The sequence below is a fragment of the Rheinheimera lutimaris genome, assembly GCF_013283795.1.
Classification (GTDB): domain Bacteria; phylum Pseudomonadota; class Gammaproteobacteria; order Enterobacterales; family Alteromonadaceae; genus Alishewanella; species Alishewanella lutimaris.
This window is the reverse complement of record NZ_JABSOD010000008.1, coordinates 90,615-110,352: the sequence shown is the minus strand read 5'-3', so window position 1 is coordinate 110,352 and position 19,738 is coordinate 90,615. Positions and strand designations below refer to the sequence as shown.

The window sequence follows — 19,738 nt, the reverse complement described above, 5'->3', positions numbered from 1 at the left end:
GATGAAAGCCATAGTAATAATAGTAATAGCTGCGTTGTTAGTTGCTGCCGGTGTTGGGGGTAGTTATTGGTACGGCCAGAAAAACCCACCGGTAGTGGAGCAAGCCAAGCCACTGTTTTATCCGTTAGATCGTTTTGTTATCAGCGTAGACAGCCCGCAGCATTCACGCTATCTGGTATTAGAGCTGACCCTGGTCAGTCATGATCAGATGGTGTTGGCGATGTTGCAGGATGCCGCGCCTTTGTTGCGTAATACCCTGGTGCAGCATTTTTCCAACAGCAACCATGTTGATGTGAAAACCGGCTTTAAAGATATTCCGCAGGTGCAAGAGCAGTTGCTGGAGAAATTTAATCTTACTTTACGCCAGCATAAGTTCAGTCATCAGATTGAGCAGGTGCTGGTGACTAACGTGTTTATTCAGTAGGACCTTGATGATGCTGGCAACCAAACAGTGGGCAGACCCGGAACAACCAGGCAGCTTTAAGCTGACCCCTGCGCAGGAGACCGCTGCGCTAAATCGCTACAGCCATTTGGTAAAACGCGCTGCAGCGCATTTACGCAGCCTGGTCGGCAGTATGGTAGATAAAGACGATTTGCAGCAAATAGGCCTGATGGGCTTGTTAAGTGCGCTACGCCGTTACGGCCGCGAAGCCGATGAGCAGTTTGAGTCTTATGCCTTTAAACGGATTCGCGGTGCCATGCTGGATGAGTTTCGCCGCACCGACTGGCGCCCGCGTCAATTACGTCAACAATCGCATCAGTTGCGTGATAAAACCCGCGAGCTTACGCGGCAGCTGGGGCGTATTCCTACTGATGACGAGTTATGTGAAGCGCTGGATATCGATCTGAAAACCCTGCTGGAGCTGCAATATGTTGGCCAGGCTGAGGCGATGGAAAGCCTGGATCTGATTATGGAGCAGCAGTCCGAGGCGCAACTGGGCAGCAGTAACCTGAGCCAGTTTGAACTGAAATTGTCACTGAAAAAGGCCATGTCGACACTGCCGGATCGCAACAAATTGTTGCTGCAGTTGTATTACAGCCATGAGCTGAATATGAAGGAAATTGCACTGGTACTGGAGCTGACTGAGTCCAGAGTGTGCCAGTTGCATAAACAATCGGTGGAAATGCTCAGCAAAAAGCTGGCGCAATGGTAACGGTACAGGAAGCAGAATAATGCAGAGAATTTTAGGTTTCGCCATAGTGCTGGGCGCAGTGGTTGGCGGTTATATGTTTGCCGGCGGTAATCCCGCTACTTTATGGCAACCGGCTGAGTTTTTGATTATTTTCGGCGCCGGTTTCGGTGCCCTGATAGTGGGTAACTCCGGCTATGTATTAAAAGAAATGTGGGCCCAGGTGCGGTCACAGTTTGTGAAGCAAAAAGACAGCACAGAGCTGTACCGCGAGTTGTTGTTGCTAATGCACACCTTGCTGGATCTTGCCAAAAGCAAAGGCCTGCGCGAGTTGGACGATCATGTGGAAAACCCGCATACCAGTTCGGTGTTTCTGGCTTATCCGCTGGTGCTGGAGCATGAAGCGCTGGTGGTATTTGTTTGCGATAACCTGCGTTTGATGAGCATGGGCAAGCTCAGTGCGCACGATTTTGACAGCTTGCTGGAGCAGGAAATTTACACTATCGAGCAGCAAAAGCTGAAGCCGTCGTCTGCCATGGCAGTAATCGCCGAAGCTATGCCCGGTTTTGGTATTTTGGCAGCGGTAGGCGGCATTATTATTACCATGCAGCATTTAGACGGGCCGCTGAGCAATATCGGTTACCACGTGGCAGCCGCCTTAGTAGGTACTTTTATCGGTATCTTTGGTTGTTATTGCTTTATGGCACCGCTGAGTTCGGCGATGGAACAGTATGTGAAAAAGCAGGTTGCCTTGTTGGAATGTGTACGCGCTATTTTGGTGGCACACGCCAAAGGTCATGTTGCCATAGTGGCAACCGACTCAGGCCGGCGCGTGATCAATGAAGAACAAAAGCCATCTTTTACCACGATGGAACAGTGGATTAACGACAGGGCCGCCTGATGAACAGCATGCCGATAATAGTTAAGCGCGGCCGGCGCGCTGCCGGCAAAACCAAAGCCGGTGGTGCCTGGAAAGTTGCCTTTGCCGATTTTACTCTGGCGATGATGGCATTTTTTATGGTGCTATGGATTTTAGAAGTCTCCAACGTAAAAGAGCGCACCGAAATTGCCAACTATATGCGCACCCATTCTATTTTTGATGGCAGCCCGCATCCGTTTGACCCGGAAAACAGCCCGTTTCCGGTTAACTTAGGTGGTACGCCGTCAGTAGTGGATAAAAACTCGGCCAATATGTTGCCGCCGGATAACCCCTTGCCCGGCATGTCGGAATATCTGCGGGTGCCGTCCGGCGATGAGCGGCCGCTGGCCGGTAAAGGCGATAAGCTGAATTCGTTAGTTGATGGCCAGTTTGATACGCCGGAGCAACTGAGTTTGTTGCTGCAGGCGTTTGAACAACTGGCAGCGGAACAGATGGCGCAGGGCCATATTCAGCTGGACATAGTGCCGTCCGGCTTAAGGGTTATTATCCGTGACAGTAAAGACCGGCAAATGTTTGTGCGTGGCCAAATCCGCATGACACCGTTTTTTGAAGACTTGTTGCTAAGCCTGGGGCCGGTATTCGTTAAAGTGCAAAATAAACTGATTATTTCCGGCCATACCGATATTACCGCCTTTAGCGGCAGCCAATACAGTAACTGGGAGTTGTCCGGTGACCGTGCGCTGCAAGCGCGTCAGGTGCTGGCGGCAGGTGGTATGCCGGTGCAGCGCGTCGCTCAGGTGGCAGCGTTTTCTGCTACCCGGCCACTGAACGAAGCTGACCAGGGCAGCAGTGAAAATCGCCGCATTGAATTGCTGATTTTAACCAGTGCTGCCGAAGCAGAATTAAACCAACTGTTTTCTCCCGACAATAATAATAACGCCGTACAGCAGGCCGCCCGCGAAGCACAACGCAATCAACCGGTCGGTCGTTCAGGCGTACAGGTGCAAGATGCCGTTAACTAAGCCGGAGATTTCGCGCAAGTATTTGCGTTGGTATTTCTGTACCGCCAATGAGCCACATGAAAGCCAAACCAAAGGCGTGCCGGTAAAGCTGCTGCAAAGCGGTTTGTTTGGCAGCCAGATTTGTCTGGCGGTGGTAAAGGATATGAGTTTGGGCGGCGCCGGCCTGCTGGCTCCGGTTAGCAAAACGGTGCCGGATCTGATCGTGGTGCAATACGACGGTCAAACGCGGATTAAAGCCGAGGTGGTTTACCGGCGTCAGGTTAGCGACAAGCTGGTGTTTCTCGGCCTGAGCTGGTTAGACGCCAAGCGCGAGCTGCGGCTGAATTTACTTCGCCGTTTAAGTAAAAAAGCTTACCGCGTGTCGAGAGACAGCGGTACGACAGAGCAAGCAACAGCAGATGAATAATATGACGACATGTTCAAGCATTATCCCTGCGGCGTTAGCCTCAGCGTGTCAGCCGTTTGCGCTGACGCTGGACCAACGCCGTTTTAGCAAAGCCCTGCTGGTGGCAAAGCAGCGGTTGCCGGAGTTGGCTCAGGCAGTAGAAATTGAGCTGGGCCGGCTGCTGCACGATGTCGAGTTCAGTATTGACATGAACTTATGCCACGGCACCGGGCTGGACAGCTGGCTGGCAGAACCCGGTCGTTTGTTACTGCAATGCCCGGTACTGGTACCCACCGACAGTTACTGCTTTTTCGCGCTGGACTTCACCGGTGTGCATCACCTGGCTGATCTGGCGCTGGGCGGTCAGCTGAGCAAGGTAGTGCAGTTGGAAGATAAAACCGAGCTCAGTGCATCTGAGTTGCGGGTGTGCAGCCGGGTGGCACAGCGGCAGTTGCTGGCGATGCAGCAATTGTTGTTTAAAGAACAATCGGTATTGCCGGCCTCGGCGGTGAAGCAACAGCTGGAACCCGCACAGTTTCAGTACCTGCCTGTAAAGGTACGGATGTTACTCGATAGCGACGCGATCAGCTGGTATCTGTGGTTGCCGCTGAGCTTTTTTGTCGACCAGGATGACAGCAACAGCAGTGTGGCTGTGCCGGCTGCCAATGTGGCGCAATGGCCGCAGGTACCGGTGCTGTGCCGCATTGAAATGGCCCGCAAAAAGGTGAGCCTGCGTCAGTTACGGGAATGCCTGAACGGTGCCGTGCTGCCGATTGAATTACACAGCGCCATGTCGCTGCAACTGAATAAAGAACGGCTGTTTTTCGGCAAAGTAGCAGAAGAAGCCAACAGCCTGGTTTTCCAAATCACTGATATCGTCACCCGGGAGTAATGACAATGAGCGACAACCTGAACAACACAAATGGCCTGGATGCAGCCCTGGCCGGGCTTGATATGATGGATATGGACGATATTTTTGAGCAGGAAGGCCAGGCGGCAGCCACCAAAGCCGATGGTTTATCGATGTTTCGCGATGTGCCGCTTACCGTGACGTTGGAAGTGGCCAGTGCTGAGGTGACGCTGGGTGAGTTGAGCCGCGCCAGCGTAGGCGATGTGTTGCCGCTGGAAAAAGCTGTCGGTGAGCCGCTGGATGTGAAAGTAAACGGTGTACTGTTTGCTAAAGCCGAAGTGGTAATGATGGACGGCAAGTACGGCCTGAAGTTTGTAAACCGGAAAGTGACGGCGGAGCATCATGAGTAACACCCTGCTGCGCGGGCTGAAATGGCTGTTGCCGTTATGTGCGCTGCTGATGCCGGCACTGGCGTTTGGCGATGACCTGACCTTGCTGTCGGTGCGCGATGCCGACGGCGGCCAGGATTACAGCGTTAAGCTGCAAATTTTGCTGCTGATGACGGCACTGAGTTTGATCCCGGGCATGCTGATGGTGCTGACCTCTTTTACCCGTATCATTATTGTACTGGCGATATTGCGCCAGGCGCTGGGTTTGCAACAAAGCCCGCCAAACCGCGTATTAATTGGTATCTCACTGATGTTGACCTTATTAATTATGCGACCGGTATGGCAGGACGTGTACCAAAATGCGTTTAAGCCTTACCAGGCTGAAGAAATGACGCTGGAGCAAGCTTTAGCGCGGGCAGAGCAGCCGATACGGCAGTTTATGTTAGCGCAAACGCGCGAAAACGAACTGCATCAGGTGCTGCTGATTGCCAAAGAGCCGACCACTATGGCAGCAGCAGATGTGCCGCTGGAAGTGTTAATGCCGGCTTTTGTGTTAAGCGAGCTGACCACCGCCTTTCAAATTGGCTTTATGTTGTTTATTCCGTTTTTAATTATCGATCTGGTGGTGGCCAGTGTGCTGATGTCGATGGGTATGATGATGCTATCCCCACTGATCATCAGTTTACCGTTTAAGTTAATGATTTTTGTACTGGCCGACGGCTGGTCTATGGTGGCCGGCACCCTGGCGGCCACGTTCGGAGCTGCACCATGAGTCCGGAACAGGCAACAGAGCTTATCGCTCAGGCGGTATATACCATTATTCAAATGCTGCTGGTGCTGATTGTGCCGGGCTTAATTCTGGGCATAGTGGTTGCAGTGTTTCAGGCGGCGACGTCTATTCAGGAACAAACGCTGACGTTTTTACCGCGTATGTTGCTGACACTGTTAATGGTGGTATTTGCCGGCCATTGGTTAATTAAAACGCTGCTGACCTGGTTTGCCAACCTGGCGCAGATTATCCCGGGAGTTTTCGGGTGAATTCGCTGATATCGCTAAGCAGTGGTGAACTGATGAGCTGGATAGGCACCGTGTGGTGGCCTTTCGTGCGGCTGTCGGCGCTGCTGTGGGCGATGCCGGTATTTGATAACCCTGCAGTAACACCGCGCTCGCGCATTATTCTGGCGATGTTTTTAAGCTTTCTGGTGGGCCCGACGTTGCCGGCCATGCCACAGGTAGACCCGTTCTCACTCGATGCCATCGTCATCACCTTCGAACAAATCGGCTTTGGCATTATGATGGGGCTGGCGGTGCGTATTTTGTTTGAAGTGCTGGCACTGACGGGGCTTATTTTGTCAATGCAGATGGGCTTGTCGATGGCGATGATGATGGACCCCGGCAGCGGTGATTCTACCTCCTTGCTGGGCCATCTGTTCTGGATTATGTCGGCGTTGTTGTTTTTCTCACTTAACGGTCATCTGATCACGCTGGCGATTCTGGTCGACAGCTTTACGCTGTGGCCGGTAGGCAGTGGCCTGTATCAGCTGAATATTACTGTGTTGCTGCAATTGTTTGGCTGGATGTTTGGTGCCGCTCTGTTAGTAGCGTTGCCGGCGGTGATTGCCATGCTGCTGGTTAACCTGACGTTTGGTGTGGCCACACGCTCGGCACCCTCGTTAAACCTGTTTGTATTGGGTTTTCCGATGACGTTATTGCTGGGCTTTGTCTGTGTATTTTTAACCTTAAGCCAAACCGGCTTGCAGTTTGCTTCGTTGGCCAGCCATGTGCTGGACAATATGCGTCTGGTAATGGAGTAAACCATGTCAGAGCAGAACAGTTCGCAGGAAAAAACCGAACAGCCCACCGAGAAACGGCTGAAAAAAGCCCGTAAAGATGGCCAGGTAGCCCGCTCGAAAGAGCTTAATACGGCGGTGTTGTTAATGTTGGGCGTCGGCGGTTTGCTGTGGTTTGCCCAATTGCTGTTCACCTTGTTTATGCAACTGATGCAAAGCAGCATGCAGCTGAATAAAGAAATGCTGGCAAACAATAAGTTGATGCCACTGGCTATCGGCCAGGCGTTTCTCGATATGCTTGGCGCCATGATGCCGTTTCTGCTGTTGTTGTTTGTAGCGATGTGGATTGTCGGCACTTTGCCCGGTGGCTTTACCTTCTCAGCCTCTTTGGCTGCGCCGAAGTTTAATAAGTTAAACCCGTTAACCGGACTGGCGCGGATGTTCAGTGCCAATGCCCTGGTCGAGTTGGTTAAGTCGATTATTAAAGTGCTGCTGCTCGGTGGTTGTTTGTACGGCTTTCTCAGCCAGCTCTGGACGCGGATGCTGTTTTTGCAGCGGCTGGATTTAGCCACTGCACTGCAGGAAGGTTTTGCCCTGCTGGCACTGAGTTTGATGATCACCGTGACCTTGTTGTTGTTAGTGGCGGCGATAGATGTGCCGTATCAGCAATATACGATTTCCTCGAAAGTAAAGATGACCAAACAGGAAGTAAAAGAAGAACGTAAATCGTCTGACGGCAGCCCTGAAATCAAAGGCCGCATTCGTCAAATTCAGTTTCAGATGGCAAACCGCAAAATTGAAGAGCGGGTACCGAAAGCCGATGTCATTGTGATGAACCCGACGCACTATGCGGTGGCTATTCGTTACAGTGAAAAAGACGCCAGAGCACCCTATATCGTGGCAAAAGGCATCGATGAAATGGCGCTACGCATTAAAGCCGTAGGCCAGCGCCATCAGATAGAAATACTGGAAGTACCGGTACTGGCGCGGGCTATTTATTACTCCACCCGTGTTGATCAGGAAGTACCCAAAGGGTTGTATACGGCGGTAGCGTACGTGCTGACTTATGTTATGCAGCTGAAAGCTTACAAAAATGGCCGTGGCCAGCAACCGGCACCTTTGCCGGCGTTGGAAATTCCGAAAAATTTATTAGACCAAGCTAATGTCCGAGGTAGTTAAACAGTGAACTGGCGTACTCTTACCCAACCTTATACCGCTATACCCGTATTACTGCTGGCCATTTTGGCGATGGTGGTATTGCCGCTGCCGGCCTGGATGCTGGATGCGTTGTTTACTTTTAACATAGTACTGTCGGTGATTGTGCTGCTGGTGGCGGTATCGAGTAAAAAGCCATTGGACTTCTCGGTGTTTCCTACGGTGTTGCTGGTAGCCACCTTAATGCGCTTAACACTGAATATTGCCTCTACCCGGGTGGTGTTGTTGCACGGTCATGAAGGCTCAGACGTAGCCGGACGTGTGATCCAGGCCTTCGGTGAAGTGGTCATCGGCGGCAACTATGTGGTCGGTATGGTGGTGTTTGTTATTCTGATGGTTATCAACTTTGTGGTGATCACCAAAGGTGGCGAACGTATTTCTGAAGTAGCTGCCCGGTTTACGTTGGATGCTTTGCCCGGCAAACAGATGGCAATCGATGCCGATTTAAATGCCGGCTTAATTGGCCCGGAACAGGCAAAAGATCGCCGTAACGAGGTGGCGCGGGAAGCCGACTTTTATGGTTCGATGGATGGTGCCTCGAAATTTGTGCGTGGTGATGCCATTGCCGGGTTAATTATTCTGGTAATTAACTTACTCGGTGGTATCAGCATCGGCGTGTTCCAACACGGCCTGAGCATGGGCGAAGCTTTTCAGCGTTTTGCGTTGCTAACCATAGGTGATGGCCTGGTAGCGCAAATTCCGTCGCTGCTGCTGGCTGTAGCTGCCGCCATTATCGTGACGCGCATGAACGACGAAGGCGAGATGTCGGATGAAGTAGGCCGGCAGTTACTGGCCTCGCCCAGGGTGCTGCTGACTACCGGTGGTATTATGCTGATCCTCGGCGTGGTGCCGGGCATGCCGGCACTGGCGTTTATCGGCTTTGGTTTACCACTGATTTATGTCGCCTGGCGCCTGCAGCAGCGGGTAGACAAAGGCGATTTAGCCGAAGCGGAGTTATTGACGGAAAGCATAGTGCAAACGCCGTCGGCGCTGCGCTGGGAAGACATTCCGCACGTTGACCGTATTTCTATCGAGCTGGGTTTCCGGCTGGTGTATCTGGCTGATAAAGACAAAGGTGAAGAGCTGGTGCAAACCTTGCGCGGTATTCGTAAAACCTTGTCAGAGCAAAGTGGCTTTTTATTACCGGAAGTGCGGGTGCGCGATAATTTGCAGCTTAACCCGCAAGAATACCGCATTAAGTTAGCCGGGGTGCCGCTGGCGACCGGCCGGTTAAACCCGCAGCAATTGTTGGCGCTGAATACCGGCGATATTTATGGTCAGTTGGACGGTGAGATCACCCGCGATCCGGCGTACGGCCTGGAGGCGGTGTGGATAGATAACAACACCCGCGCTAAAGCATTAAATTTAGGTTATTCGGTGGTGGATCTGGCCACGGTGATTGCTACCCATGCCGGTAAAGTGATTAAAGAGAATTTATCTGAGCTGTTTGTTTATGAAGATGTAAAACAGCTGAACAAGCGCTTGGCAGCAGTGGCGCCGGTATTGGCTGAAGCCCTGGATAAAGCGCTTACGGCGACAATACAGCTGAAAGTGTACCGCTTGTTGCTGCGTGAACAGGTTAGCCTGGGCGATATTCTCAGCATTGCCAGCACCTTGCTCGACAGCAGTGAAGTTACCAAGGATCCTATTTTACTCACCTCTGATGTGCGCTGTGCGCTGCAACGGGCCCTGGTACGGCAAATCAGTGGCGATAAAGACGAGTTGAGTGCTTTTACGCTGGATGAGAAGCTGGAGCAAACCTTACAAAGTGCGCTGAACCAGGCGATGCAAGCCGGTAAAGTTGCACTGGACAGTTTCCCGGTGGCGCCGAACTTGCTAAGCCAATTCCAACGCAATATGCCGCTGATCAGCAGCCAGATGCAGCAACAGGGTTTAACTCCGGCATTGGTGGTAGTGCCGCAACTGCGGCCGCTGCTGGCACGCTATGCCCGCACGTTTACCCAGAACTCGCTGGCGGTGTTGTCTTATAACGAAATTCCGGAAACGGTGCGGGTTAATGTGATAGGTGCGCTTGGCTAACGGCAGCTGACGGCCTGGCTGAGTGTTAGCGGATCCTGTTCCGGCTGTCATGTTGGTGTAATAAGTGGCAGCTAATATACCGCTGATATACGGGGCTCTGTTTAGATAGTTGTGCAGTTATTCGCACATAGTTAGTCAAAAACCGACCCTGCTGGTCAGAGTAGTTGTAAGCCTAATGTAACAATTGGCGAAAAAACATACTGACACAAATACATGATCCTAAAGATCTAATAAGATCTTGTGAAAAAAGATGCTTGCCTTGCAGTGCTAAATTAGTTATCTTTTAATTTATTCAGTTTTAGTTCATAAATAGCATAGCTTTTTGTGAACCAGTTAAGACAATTAAAAGGCAAACTGCACCGAAAGGGCAGGACGCAAAGCCTCCGGTCTACGACGTTTTGATAAAAAACGCTACGATAGCGGGGTTGCATTAGCTTAGCGGCATCCTTCGGGTATGCCTCTGGCTGCACGGCTGCCCGTGACAGAACAGAGCGCTTTCTATGCGGTTTTCCTTTTATTTTCTTCAACTTTTGGTGTTGCTGCCTTGCGGTAACGGTTGTGGTTAATTAAAAGGATATTAATGTGTCATTGTTATCTCTGAGTCTCTGGCTTAGTGCCTCTGCCACCGGCGGTGCATTAGCGGCTGCGTTACTGGTGCAACCGGCAGAACAGGCAGACTGGCAGTTGCACAGCAGCGCTTTTCATTGTCGGTTACAGCAAGTAGTTAACGGCGTAGGTGATGTCAGCTTTCTGGCAGAACCCGGCCACTCACTGCGGCTGGATCTGGCATTAGCTCAACCTTACTATGCGTTGGCCCAAGCCAGTGTGGTGGCGCGGCCGGCTGATTGGCAGAACACCACAGCAGCGACCCTACCTTTACCCTATCAGGCCGAGTTATATCATGATGCGCGGGTTAGTTTTATCGCCGGCGCCTTACCATTGTTACAGCAAATTCAGTTTGGTAACTGGCTGCAGTTTGAACTGAGCGACCCACAGCATAAACAGCAAATACTGTTAACCAGTGTCAGCGGTGCTGATGCGGTTGAGCAGTTTCGTGGCTGTGTAGCGCAAATGTCACCGTTATCCTGGCAGCAGGCCCGCGATACTGAAATTCAGTTTGCTGACGGTCAGCGTACTTTGACCCGGCAACAACTGCCGGCACTGCAAAAGCTGGCCCGCTACCTGCAGCTGGACCGTTCTGTTAACAAAATTCTGATTGACGGTCACACCGACGATGTGGGCTCGGTGTTGGCTAACCGCGTGTTATCACAAGAAAGGGCTGATGAAGTGGCGGCGCAGCTCATTGAGTTGGGTGTAGCGGCATCGAAGTTGGAAATTCGGGCGCATGGCAACCGTTATCCGCAGCTGAACAGCCACGGCAAGGCAGAGCAGGCTAATCGTCGTGTTACGGTACGGCTGATACGCCCGGCGGCTGCACAACAGGAGGCCGGAGAATGAGCCAGGCGAATTATGTGCTGTGGATAGCACAGCAGCAACCGGATGCTGAAGTACAGCAATGTATCCGTAGCGAGGGTTACCAACTGCTGCATACGGCTGAGGTTACTGAAATTGTTGGCCTGTGCCAGGACTATCAACCCGCACTGGCGTTTATTGATTGTGACTTGCCACAAATGGCCTTGCCGGATCTGGTAAGCCTGGTGTGTCGCAAGCTGCCGGCAGCGCAAATCATCAGTATGGTCGGTAACGATCAAAGCGAGTTAGCGTCCGATACCTTACAAAGCGGCGCAATTGATTATTTACTAAAGCCTTTTTTCTGTTCGCAGTTAAAAACATCCATCCGCAACGCGACGGCTATGAGCCGTGGCTTAAAGGATCTGGTGGCGGTATCGCATGCCAGCCGGCAGATCTTGCAATTGGCAAACCGCGCGGCACAAACCGAAGCCAGTGTGTTGATACTGGGTGAGTCCGGTACCGGTAAAGAACGCCTGGCGCAATTTATTCATCAGGCATCAGACCGTGCCGACAAACCGTTTATTGCGGTGAACTGTGCTGCGATTCCGGAGCATATGCTGGAGGCCATGTTATTCGGTTACAACAAAGGTGCCTTTACCGGTGCGGTAAACCAGCAAATTGGTAAGTTTGAAGCGGCCAACGGCGGCACTATTTTGCTGGATGAAATATCAGAGCTGCCACTGGCGCTGCAGGCCAAGTTGCTGCGTGTATTGCAGGAGCGCGAAGTAGAGCGCCTGGGCAGTAACAGCCGCATTAAGCTGGATATTCGTGTTATTGCCGCCAGTAACAAAAACCTGCGCAGCCAGGTAGAGCAAGGCCTGTTTCGTGAAGATTTATTTTACCGGCTGGATGTGTTGCCACTGAGCTGGCCGGCACTGCGCGAACGGCGTGATGATATTTTACCCTTGGCAGAGTTCTTTATTAATAAATACGGCAACGGTAAATACCGTTTAAGCCGTGGCGCGGCCGATGTGATGCTGCAATACAACTGGCCGGGCAATGTGCGCGAGCTGGAAAACATTATGCAGCGCGCCTTAGTAATGGCACGGGGTATCGAGCTGCAAATTGCTGATTTGAATTTACCGCAATGTCACCCGCAAGCGGCTGCTATCTGTGCCAGCTTGCTGAAACAAAGTAAGAAAGACGCCGAATTTGATTACATTTTAAATGTACTGAATAAGTTTAACGGCCACCGTACCCGTACGGCGCAGGCGTTGGGTGTCAGCACTCGTGCCCTGCGCTACAAAATAGCTGCCATGCGCGAGCATGGTGTCGACATAGACGCATTAGCTTCTTAAGGATACCCAGGATGATTTCACCGATAGACAGTCAAAGCCAGATGCTGCAAATGATGACCCGGATGCAACAGGTTGCCGGCAGCGAAAACATTGCCCCGGCCAGTAACGACAGCGGCATCAGTACTGATTTTACGCAGGTTATTCGTGCGGTAAACCAACAGCAGAATATTTCTGCCGATCTGATGACTGCAGTCGACACCGGCCGTAGTGACGACGTGGTTGGCGCTATGGTTGCCAGCCAAAAAGCCGATTTAAGTTTTTCGATGCTGTTACAGGTACGTAATAAAGTACTGAGCGGCATTGATGACGTGATGCGAATGTCACTGTAAGGACAATGTAATGAAAGGTGAAGTTGTTAAAACTATGCCCCCGGTCAGTATTGAGGGCAACTTTCGTGAGAAAGTCATTAATTTGTCCAACCGGTTCAGTTGGTTACCGGGTGGTGACCGCAGTATAGCGTCTATTGCACTGCTGGCGACCCTGGTGGCGGCGACGATAGTGCTGATTTTATGGACCTCGGCAAAAAATTATGTACCGCTGTATGGTAATCAGGAGCATTACGATAAAGCCGGTATTCTGGAAATCCTCGATAAAGAAAAGGTGGCGTTTCGTATCGACACCGACAGCGGCAATATTATGGTGCCGCAAGACCGTTTAGCGGATGCGCGTATTACGCTGGCAGCACGCGGCATTAAAGCGGCGATGCCGGAAGGGCTGTCAACCATAGGTGAAAAAGTCACTATGGGTACCAGCCAGTTTATGGAATCGATGCAGTATCAGCATGCGTTGGAAGGCGAGCTGGCCCGTACCATTATTACTATGGACGGCATTCGCAACAGCCGCGTGCATTTAGCTGTGCCTAAGCGCAATTTATTCGTCGGCCGCCAGGAAGAAAAATCGGCTGCGTCGGTAATGGTCGATTTAGCGCCGGGTTACGAGTTAAAGTCAAACCAGGTTGAAGCCATTGTCAGCCTGATCGCCGGTAGTGTGCCCGGGCTGGATCCGCGCAAAATATCGGTGGTGGATCAACGCGGTAAGCTACTGACCGGTGAGTTGTACGACGAAACCCCGGTAGGTAAAGAAACCGATAAAAAACTGGCTTTTGTACAAAAGCTGGAGCGCAATATTGAACAGCGTGCCTCTATTATGTTGTTGCCGATTCTGGGTGATGGTAACTACCGTATTCAGGTATCGTCAGATGTCGATTTCAGTGTGGTAGAAGAAACCCGCGAAGCAATAGACCCGGCTTCTGTGGTGCGGTCTGAATCGGTAAAAACCGACACTATGCTGGACCAACTGGCGATGGGCATTCCGGGCTCACTGGCAAACCAGCCGCCGTTACCGGCAGATCAACAAGCCGAAGACAATAACCAGCGTACTTCAGAGCGCAATGAAAGCAGCCGCCAGTTCGATAACGGCCGCGCCGTCACCCATACACGGTTTGAAGTAGGCAGGTTAAAGTCTATGAGCGTATCGGTATTGGTTAATGATGCTGCTGCCGCAGATGCCGGCTGGACACAAGCACAACTGCAACAATTGGGCGAGATGGTAAAAACCGCTACCGGCTTTCAGGCCGAGCGTGGCGATCAGTTTAATATTACCAGTTTTGGCTTTGTTGCCGCTGCCCCGGTAAGTGCGCCGCTGGCTGGCTTACCCTGGTGGCAACTACCTGAAATAAAAGAATATGCACGGTATTTGTTCGCCAGTTTAATTGCATTGGCACTGATCCTGTTTGGCGTGCGGCCATTGGTTAATCATCTTATCAGCGGTAAAAAACAGCGTACCACAGAGCCGGATGCCCTGTATGGCGAAGCAGACGACAACGCTATAGCGGCCTTATCGGCGCAGAGCAGTGCCAAGCGCAACAGCGACACTGATGACAGCATGGCCGCCGACAACAGCGATATGCCGCAACCGGGCTTTAATGCCATCAGTCTGCCGCAGGTAGGGTCTGAGTTTGCTGAACAAATTACACATATGCAGCTGTTGGCCAGCAAAGAGTCTGAGCGGGTAACGGCTGTGATCAAATATTGGGTAGAGCGGGGAGTCAGCATTGAATCAACTAAGATCTGAAGCCGGCCGCACCATTACCGACTTGGATCGGGCGGCCATTTTATTGCTGAGCATGGGCGAAGAAAACGCCGCCGGCATTATCAAAAAACTGAACCGGCATGAAGTGCAAGCCTTGTCTGAGCGGATGGCAAAAATTGCCAATGTTACCCAAGACGATGTTGCGCTGATCCTGCAGGACTTTTTTGACTGCTACCGCAACGAAAGCGGCGTTAGCGGCGCTTCAAGGGTGTATCTGGAGCGGGCCTTAGACAGAGCCGTAGGCCGCAAGTTAGCCCGCGGCATGCTGGACGACATCTACGGCGGTGCCCTGGCCGATGATATCCGCCGGCTGGAATGGGTGCCGGCTGAACTGTTGGCGCGCTTTTTAGAGCAGGAGCATATGCAAATGCAGGCGCTGCTGCTGGCATTTTTACCGGCCGAGCAGGCATCAGCGGTTATTTCGCTGTTCCCGAAGCAAAAGCATGACGACATTTTGTACCGTATTGCCAGCCTGCGCGAAGTTAGCGAACACGTGATGGACGATTTACGCCACACGTTGGAAGCCTGTATTGCCTTTGTTGGTGAACAGGTAGGCGCGCGGGTTAACGGCGTGGAAAAAGTGGCGGAAATAATGAACCGTTACAGCGGCAATAAAGCCGAGATCATGGATTTATTAAAGCAGCACAATGCGGTAACGGCCGAAGCGGTACAGGACAAAATGTACGATTTTGGCTCACTGGCACGGCAAAGCGAAGATGTATTGGCGTACTTGCTGAACGAAATTCCGGACGAGCTGTGGGTAGTGGCATTAAAAGGCTGCGAGCCGGAACTGCTGAACAATATTATGGCGGCATTACCAAAACGTTTAGCCCAGGTCTACCGCCAGCAAATTGAAGGCACCAAAGCACAAACAGTGACCAAAGTGGAAGCGTCACGTGCAGAGATTATGCAGATGATCCGTCAGATGATGGCCAAAGGTGAAGTGGACTACCGCTTATACGAAGAGGCGACCCTGGGGTAAGTTATGGCTGACGTGTATCGTTTTCCCGGTGTACAGCGTGATATGTCGCAACAGAGCATTGAGCAGCAACTGCAGTTGGCCTATGAACGTGGCCTGACAGAAGGTAAGCGGCTGGGTGCAGAAGAGGGCAAACAACAGGCACAACAACTGGCACAGCAGCAAGCGCAGGCTGAAGCCGGCGAACAGTTAAAGCAGGCCGTGCGCGCGCTACGTCAGCAGTTTGAACAGCAGCTGGCGCAGTTAGAGCAACAACTGGCCGGCCAACAGCAGCAACACGAACAGCAGTTAGCCCTTGGCATATTTGAACTGGTAAGCAAACTGGCTGAAAGTACACTGGAGGCTGAATTAAGCTTACAACCGGCGCATTTGCAGCAAGCGGTGCATAGCTTGTTACCATTGCTGCAGGTTAATGAGCACATCAGCGCAGTGCGCTTAGCGCCGCAAGATTTAGCCATATGGCAACAGTTGGATGTCAGCGCGCTGGGGCCGGTATTACTGCAGGCCGATCACAGTCTGGCACCCGGCAGCGCCGCCTTTGTCGGCACGGCGCAATTGCATCTGGTGGATTTTCGCCAGCGTTTAGCCGCCATGTTGCCGCAGGTGCAACAACAATTACAGGCTGCAGACGATGTCACTGCTTAAGCGTTTGCAACACGCCACGCAAGAGCTGGAGCCCGGCCCGCTGCATCAGAGTTTTGGTACCCTGGTGCGGGTAAACGGCATGATCCTTACCGTGGCCGGCGGCCAGTATACGCTGGGCCAGCGTTATCAGGTAGAAGGCCAGCACGGCCGGTGGATTGAAGCCGAAGTGGTCGGCTTCGACCGCGATCAGGCATTTTTAATGCCGTTAACCGACGCCAGCGCGTTAACCACCGGCGCCAGAGTGCGGCCGCTAACACATGATCAGGCATTAACAGTGAGCCATGCCTTACTTGGCCGCGTGGTAGATGGCTTAATGCAGCCGCTGGACGGTGGCCCCGCGCTAACCAAAGGCGAGCATATCAGCAGCCAGCTGGCGGCAGTAAACCCGATGCAGAAAAAAGGCGTTACTACGCCGCTGGATGTCGGCATTAAAGCCATTAATGGCTTGTTTACCGTAGGCCAGGGCCAGCGCTTGGGGCTGTTTGCCGGCTCCGGCGTGGGTAAAAGTAAATTGCTTGGCATGATGACACGCTTTACCGCAGCAGACGTGGTGATTGTCGGTTTGGTGGGCGAGCGTGGCTGGGAAGTAAAAGATTTTATTGAACACAGCCTGGGTGCCGATGGCATGAAAAAAGCCATAGTGGTGGCAGCCCCGGCCGACCAATCGCCGTTACTGCGTATGCGCAGTGCCGAGCTGGCACACCGTTTAGCCGCCTGGTTTCGTGACCAGGGCCTGCATGTCTTGTTGTTAGTCGATTCGTTAACCCGCTATGCCCAGGCACAACGTGAAATTGCGTTGTCGGTGGGGGAGCCGCCGGCCACCCGCGGTTATCCGCCGTCGGTGTTCAGCAAGCTGACCCAATTGGTAGAGCGTGCCGGTAACAGCAGTGACAGCACCGGTAGCATGACAGCCATTTATACCGTGTTGGCCGAAGGTGACGATCAACAAGATCCAATAGCCGACGCGGCACGCGCTATTTTAGACGGCCACGTGGTATTAAGCCGCGAGCTGGCCGAGCGTGGCCATTATCCGGCCATTGATATCGGTGCTTCTATCAGCCGCGTTATGCCGAATATTGTGTCGGAGCAACAACTGAAAAGCTGTTACAGCTTAAAGCGCTTGTACAGCCGCTATCAGCAGGTGCAGGAGCTGATCCCGCTGGGCGCTTATCAGGCCGGCCGTGATACCGAGCTGGACAGGGCGGTAGCGCTGTACCCTAAAATTGAACAATTTCTCTGTCAGGGCTTAAATCAACAAGTTGATTTTGCCGAAACCGAACAACAGCTAGCAACTTTGGTGACGCAGCATGCTTAAAAAATATCTGCAAACACAACAAGATAACTTCGATGCGATGCGCAGCCGCCACAGCCGGCTGCAACAGCTGGCCGGCCAGGAACAACAGCGCGGTAATTTGCTGGCGCAACATATCGGCAGCCTGGAAAATAATCAGCAAATGCTCTGCAGTTTAAGCCTGCAGAATTTATCCGGCTTAAAGCACATTATGCATGACCTGGCAGCAGAGCAGCAGCAGCGCAGCGCGCTGGCCGAGCAGGAAGCCGCCACGCAGCAGCAAGCCTGTAATAAGCAGGCGGCGTACAATTTAGCCATAGAGCAGTTGCTGCAACAACGGCAGCAGCGTCAGCAACTGCAGCAGCAGCGGCGTGAACAAAAGCAGCAGGATGAACTGGCGATGCAAATGTACCAGCGCCAGCGGATGTCTGGCTAAGGCTTGCTTCACGATAAAATTTAGTCCCCCACTATTATATAGCCGCATTGCGGCTTATTTTTGCCTCCCTCCCCATATTGAGCATTTTTACCGCGACTTTTATTTTACTACGGTACGTTTTATAACTTTACTGTACCAACTGGACGGTATACAATTTATTTTACTGTACCAACCAGACGGTTTGTTGTTGGCGTAAAGCGATAAAAGCAGAACGGAGAGACTTAAATTGAGCAAAAAATCTCAGATCACCACAGCGCAGATCCTCTCTGCCGCATTGAATGTCGCCGCTGATCAAGGCGCCGGTAAGGTCACGCTTGATGCGGTAGCTAAAGTCAGCGGCCTGAGCAAAGGGGGTTTGTTGTATCACTTTCCTACTAAAGAAGCGCTGATCACCGCCATGGTACAACAGCTGATAGATGAGACAGAGACAAGCCGCCAGGCGCTGATACTGCAAGGGGACAATGTATTAGCCGCGGTGATAAAGGCACATGCTAATTTCAGTTCTCAGGTCAAAGGCAATACCGCCATGGCGATACTGGCTGCAGCGGCAGAACAGCCGGCATTATTAGGCCCCGTGCAACAGGTTAGCCGTAAAGTTATGCATGAAATTGCTGAGGCCAGTGGCGACAACGCTGAAGCGCTAATGTTGCTGTTAGCCAGTGAGGCGATGATTTTTCAAGAGTTACTGCACATATCCCCGCTCAGTAGCGAGCAAAAAGCCAATTTGGAGCACTATATGCTTGGCCGTGCACAGGAGCTGATGAAATGAACCTTACGCCTGTCAGATATTTACTGCCAAGCTTGGCGATACTGCTGACGTTAACGTCCTGTACCGAAGCGCCCACTGAAGCGCAAGCGGTAACGCCTGCTACGGTGAAGCTTTACACTGTTACTGATGATGAGCAGCTAAACAGCCGGCATTTTGTTGGCCGGGTTGATGCAGTCAGTACCGTTGACCTGGCTTTTCAGGTGGGTGGCCGGGTAACCGACTTAGCCGTGCAACAAGGCCAGATAGTGCCTGCCGGAGAGCTATTGGTCGCGTTGGACCCGACCGACTATCAGCTGGCATTACAGCAGACTACTGTGCAGTTAGAGCAAGCCAAACGTGATTTGGCAAGAGGCCTGCCACTGCGTGAACAGGGTATTTTAACGCCGTCTGATTTTGACCAACTGCAAACCAGTTACGATATAGCCAAAGTGGCGCAGGAAAATGCCAAACGTAATGCCGGTTACACCCGGCTTAACGCGCCTTTTGATGCGCTGGTTACCCGACGGTTGATTGAACGTTATGCCACAGTAGCTGGCGGAACCCCGGTACTCCGGGTGCAGAATATCAGTGAGCTGCGGGTGCATATTAATGTGCCGGAGCAAATTATGCGGCTGGTGAGCGACAGCAACGATTATCAGGTGTATGTGCGGCTATCTGACAAAGCCACAGAGCGTTATCCGCTGGTATATCGTGAACACGCCACAGAGGCAGATCCGTTTACGCAAACTTACCAAGTGTCTTTTGCCTTGCCCCGGATGCCTGATGTCAATTTATTACCCGGTATGACAGTCAATGTCGTCACACAAAAGCAGCAGGCGTCGGGCAAGGTGTCGGTGCCGGTTTCTGCACTGGATACATCTACACCTGAGCAGTTTTTTGTCTGGCAATACGATACAGATAGCCAGAGGGTGCAGCGCATACCGGTGCAGGTAGGCACTGTGCACGAGCAACAGGTTGAGATTTTAAGCGGCCTGAATCAGGGCGCGCAGGTTGTCTCTGCCGGTATCTATCAATTGCAAAATGGCCAGCTGGTGCGGCCCTTTAGCGCTTACTAA

Annotated in this window: 22 protein-coding genes and 1 riboswitch; all 22 genes read left to right on the top strand. The window is 52.2% G+C overall.

The genetic code is table 11. The features are described from left to right. Position 1: 1 nt before the first annotated feature. Complete coding sequence (locus HRH59_RS10135; protein WP_173501153.1) at positions 2 to 424, top strand: flagellar basal body-associated FliL family protein; 423 nt, start codon at positions 2 to 4, stop codon at positions 422 to 424. 7 nt (positions 425 to 431) lie between these two features. Further along, complete coding sequence (locus tag HRH59_RS10130; RefSeq protein ID WP_269435446.1) at positions 432 to 1,154, top strand: FliA/WhiG family RNA polymerase sigma factor; 723 nt, start codon at positions 432 to 434, stop codon at positions 1,152 to 1,154. A 19-nt stretch (positions 1,155 to 1,173) separates the two neighbouring features. Beyond that, positions 1,174 to 2,031, top strand: a complete 858-nt coding sequence (gene motA / locus HRH59_RS10125) for a flagellar motor stator protein MotA (protein WP_173501152.1) — start codon at positions 1,174 to 1,176, stop codon at positions 2,029 to 2,031. Between the two features lie 8 nt (positions 2,032 to 2,039). Then, positions 2,040 to 3,032 (top strand): flagellar motor protein MotB, encoded by a 993-nt coding sequence (locus HRH59_RS10120; RefSeq protein ID WP_218573495.1) that lies wholly within the window; start codon positions 2,040 to 2,042, stop codon positions 3,030 to 3,032. Beyond that, the gene (locus HRH59_RS10115; protein ID WP_173501150.1) at positions 3,019 to 3,438 is read left to right on the top strand and encodes a PilZ domain-containing protein; all 420 of its coding nucleotides are present in this window, start codon (positions 3,019 to 3,021) and stop codon (positions 3,436 to 3,438) included. The genes HRH59_RS10120 and HRH59_RS10115 overlap by 14 nt, the downstream gene beginning before the upstream one ends. Before the next feature lies 1 nt (position 3,439). Next, on the top strand, positions 3,440 to 4,309 hold the full coding sequence (locus tag HRH59_RS10110) for a FliM/FliN family flagellar motor switch protein (RefSeq protein ID WP_173501149.1): 870 nt from the start codon (positions 3,440 to 3,442) through the stop codon (positions 4,307 to 4,309). 5 nt (positions 4,310 to 4,314) lie between these two features. Further along, the gene (locus HRH59_RS10105) at positions 4,315 to 4,677 is read left to right on the top strand and encodes a FliM/FliN family flagellar motor switch protein (protein WP_173501148.1); all 363 of its coding nucleotides are present in this window, start codon (positions 4,315 to 4,317) and stop codon (positions 4,675 to 4,677) included. Continuing rightward, positions 4,670 to 5,428, top strand: a complete 759-nt coding sequence (gene fliP, locus HRH59_RS10100; protein WP_173501147.1) for a flagellar type III secretion system pore protein FliP — start codon at positions 4,670 to 4,672, stop codon at positions 5,426 to 5,428. Before HRH59_RS10105 ends, fliP begins: the two co-directional genes overlap by 8 nt. Beyond that, the gene (locus tag HRH59_RS10095; protein WP_173501146.1) at positions 5,425 to 5,694 is read left to right on the top strand and encodes a flagellar biosynthetic protein FliQ; all 270 of its coding nucleotides are present in this window, start codon (positions 5,425 to 5,427) and stop codon (positions 5,692 to 5,694) included. Before fliP ends, HRH59_RS10095 begins: the two co-directional genes overlap by 4 nt. Further along, the gene (gene fliR / locus HRH59_RS10090) at positions 5,691 to 6,470 is read left to right on the top strand and encodes a flagellar biosynthetic protein FliR (RefSeq protein WP_173501145.1); all 780 of its coding nucleotides are present in this window, start codon (positions 5,691 to 5,693) and stop codon (positions 6,468 to 6,470) included. The genes HRH59_RS10095 and fliR overlap by 4 nt, the downstream gene beginning before the upstream one ends. Positions 6,471 to 6,473: 3 nt before the next feature. Then, on the top strand, positions 6,474 to 7,625 hold the full coding sequence (gene flhB, locus HRH59_RS10085; RefSeq protein ID WP_173501144.1) for a flagellar biosynthesis protein FlhB: 1,152 nt from the start codon (positions 6,474 to 6,476) through the stop codon (positions 7,623 to 7,625). A 3-nt stretch (positions 7,626 to 7,628) separates the two neighbouring features. Beyond that, positions 7,629 to 9,701: a flagellar biosynthesis protein FlhA gene (gene flhA / locus HRH59_RS10080; RefSeq protein ID WP_173501143.1), complete on the top strand. Its 2,073-nt coding sequence runs from the start codon at positions 7,629 to 7,631 to the stop codon at positions 9,699 to 9,701. A gap of 338 nt (positions 9,702 to 10,039) precedes the next feature. Then, positions 10,040 to 10,134: riboswitch (cyclic di-GMP riboswitch) on the top strand. A 149-nt stretch (positions 10,135 to 10,283) separates the two neighbouring features. Further along, positions 10,284 to 11,159, top strand: coding sequence for an OmpA family protein (locus tag HRH59_RS10075; RefSeq protein ID WP_173501142.1), 876 nt, complete (start codon positions 10,284 to 10,286; stop codon positions 11,157 to 11,159). Then, entirely contained in the window at positions 11,156 to 12,472 is a 1,317-nt protein-coding gene (locus HRH59_RS10070) for a sigma-54-dependent transcriptional regulator (protein WP_173501141.1), read from the top strand. The genes HRH59_RS10075 and HRH59_RS10070 overlap by 4 nt, the downstream gene beginning before the upstream one ends. Positions 12,473 to 12,483: 11 nt before the next feature. Further along, on the top strand, positions 12,484 to 12,801 hold the full coding sequence (locus HRH59_RS10065) for a flagellar hook-basal body complex protein FliE (RefSeq protein WP_173501140.1): 318 nt from the start codon (positions 12,484 to 12,486) through the stop codon (positions 12,799 to 12,801). Positions 12,802 to 12,811: 10 nt separating this feature from the next. Further along, positions 12,812 to 14,545: a flagellar basal-body MS-ring/collar protein FliF gene (fliF, locus tag HRH59_RS10060; RefSeq protein ID WP_173501139.1), complete on the top strand. Its 1,734-nt coding sequence runs from the start codon at positions 12,812 to 12,814 to the stop codon at positions 14,543 to 14,545. Continuing rightward, positions 14,526 to 15,545 carry a FliG C-terminal domain-containing protein gene (locus HRH59_RS10055; protein ID WP_173501138.1) on the top strand — a complete coding sequence of 340 codons (1,020 nt, stop codon included), beginning with the start codon at positions 14,526 to 14,528 and terminating at the stop codon, positions 15,543 to 15,545. The genes fliF and HRH59_RS10055 overlap by 20 nt, the downstream gene beginning before the upstream one ends. A 3-nt stretch (positions 15,546 to 15,548) precedes the next feature. Next, positions 15,549 to 16,187: a FliH/SctL family protein gene (locus HRH59_RS10050; protein WP_173501137.1), complete on the top strand. Its 639-nt coding sequence runs from the start codon at positions 15,549 to 15,551 to the stop codon at positions 16,185 to 16,187. After that, positions 16,174 to 17,502 (top strand): FliI/YscN family ATPase, encoded by a 1,329-nt coding sequence (locus HRH59_RS10045; protein ID WP_173501136.1) that lies wholly within the window; start codon positions 16,174 to 16,176, stop codon positions 17,500 to 17,502. The genes HRH59_RS10050 and HRH59_RS10045 overlap by 14 nt, the downstream gene beginning before the upstream one ends. After that, complete coding sequence (locus HRH59_RS10040) at positions 17,495 to 17,914, top strand: hypothetical protein (RefSeq protein ID WP_173501135.1); 420 nt, start codon at positions 17,495 to 17,497, stop codon at positions 17,912 to 17,914. Before HRH59_RS10045 ends, HRH59_RS10040 begins: the two co-directional genes overlap by 8 nt. Positions 17,915 to 18,140: 226 nt before the next feature. Continuing rightward, positions 18,141 to 18,683 carry a TetR/AcrR family transcriptional regulator gene (locus HRH59_RS10035; protein ID WP_173501134.1) on the top strand — a complete coding sequence of 181 codons (543 nt, stop codon included), beginning with the start codon at positions 18,141 to 18,143 and terminating at the stop codon, positions 18,681 to 18,683. Further along, positions 18,680 to 19,738, top strand: coding sequence for an efflux RND transporter periplasmic adaptor subunit (locus HRH59_RS10030; RefSeq protein ID WP_173501133.1), 1,059 nt, complete (start codon positions 18,680 to 18,682; stop codon positions 19,736 to 19,738). The genes HRH59_RS10035 and HRH59_RS10030 overlap by 4 nt, the downstream gene beginning before the upstream one ends.

Bases quoted from the DNA above. Each gene is read 5' to 3' on its own strand.
- HRH59_RS10135 (WP_173501153.1), top strand. From the start codon at position 2: ATGAAAGCCATAGTAATAATAGTAATAGCTGCGTTGTTAGTTGCTGCC.
- HRH59_RS10095 (WP_173501146.1), top strand. From the start codon at position 5,425: ATGAGTCCGGAACAGGCAACAGAGCTTATCGCTCAGGCGGTATATACC.
- HRH59_RS10070 (WP_173501141.1), top strand. From the start codon at position 11,156: ATGAGCCAGGCGAATTATGTGCTGTGGATAGCACAGCAGCAACCGGAT.
- HRH59_RS10110 (WP_173501149.1), top strand. From the start codon at position 3,440: ATGACGACATGTTCAAGCATTATCCCTGCGGCGTTAGCCTCAGCGTGT.
- motA (WP_173501152.1), top strand. From the start codon at position 1,174: ATGCAGAGAATTTTAGGTTTCGCCATAGTGCTGGGCGCAGTGGTTGGC.
- HRH59_RS10130 (WP_269435446.1), top strand. From the start codon at position 432: ATGATGCTGGCAACCAAACAGTGGGCAGACCCGGAACAACCAGGCAGC.
- fliF (WP_173501139.1), top strand. From the start codon at position 12,812: ATGAAAGGTGAAGTTGTTAAAACTATGCCCCCGGTCAGTATTGAGGGC.
- HRH59_RS10030 (WP_173501133.1), top strand. From the start codon at position 18,680: ATGAACCTTACGCCTGTCAGATATTTACTGCCAAGCTTGGCGATACTG.
- HRH59_RS10050 (WP_173501137.1), top strand. From the start codon at position 15,549: ATGGCTGACGTGTATCGTTTTCCCGGTGTACAGCGTGATATGTCGCAA.
- HRH59_RS10115 (WP_173501150.1), top strand. From the start codon at position 3,019: ATGCCGTTAACTAAGCCGGAGATTTCGCGCAAGTATTTGCGTTGGTAT.
- fliP (WP_173501147.1), top strand. From the start codon at position 4,670: ATGAGTAACACCCTGCTGCGCGGGCTGAAATGGCTGTTGCCGTTATGT.
- HRH59_RS10065 (WP_173501140.1), top strand. From the start codon at position 12,484: ATGATTTCACCGATAGACAGTCAAAGCCAGATGCTGCAAATGATGACC.
- flhB (WP_173501144.1), top strand. From the start codon at position 6,474: ATGTCAGAGCAGAACAGTTCGCAGGAAAAAACCGAACAGCCCACCGAG.
- HRH59_RS10105 (WP_173501148.1), top strand. From the start codon at position 4,315: ATGAGCGACAACCTGAACAACACAAATGGCCTGGATGCAGCCCTGGCC.
- HRH59_RS10045 (WP_173501136.1), top strand. From the start codon at position 16,174: ATGTCACTGCTTAAGCGTTTGCAACACGCCACGCAAGAGCTGGAGCCC.
- HRH59_RS10120 (WP_218573495.1), top strand. From the start codon at position 2,040: ATGCCGATAATAGTTAAGCGCGGCCGGCGCGCTGCCGGCAAAACCAAA.
- HRH59_RS10040 (WP_173501135.1), top strand. From the start codon at position 17,495: ATGCTTAAAAAATATCTGCAAACACAACAAGATAACTTCGATGCGATG.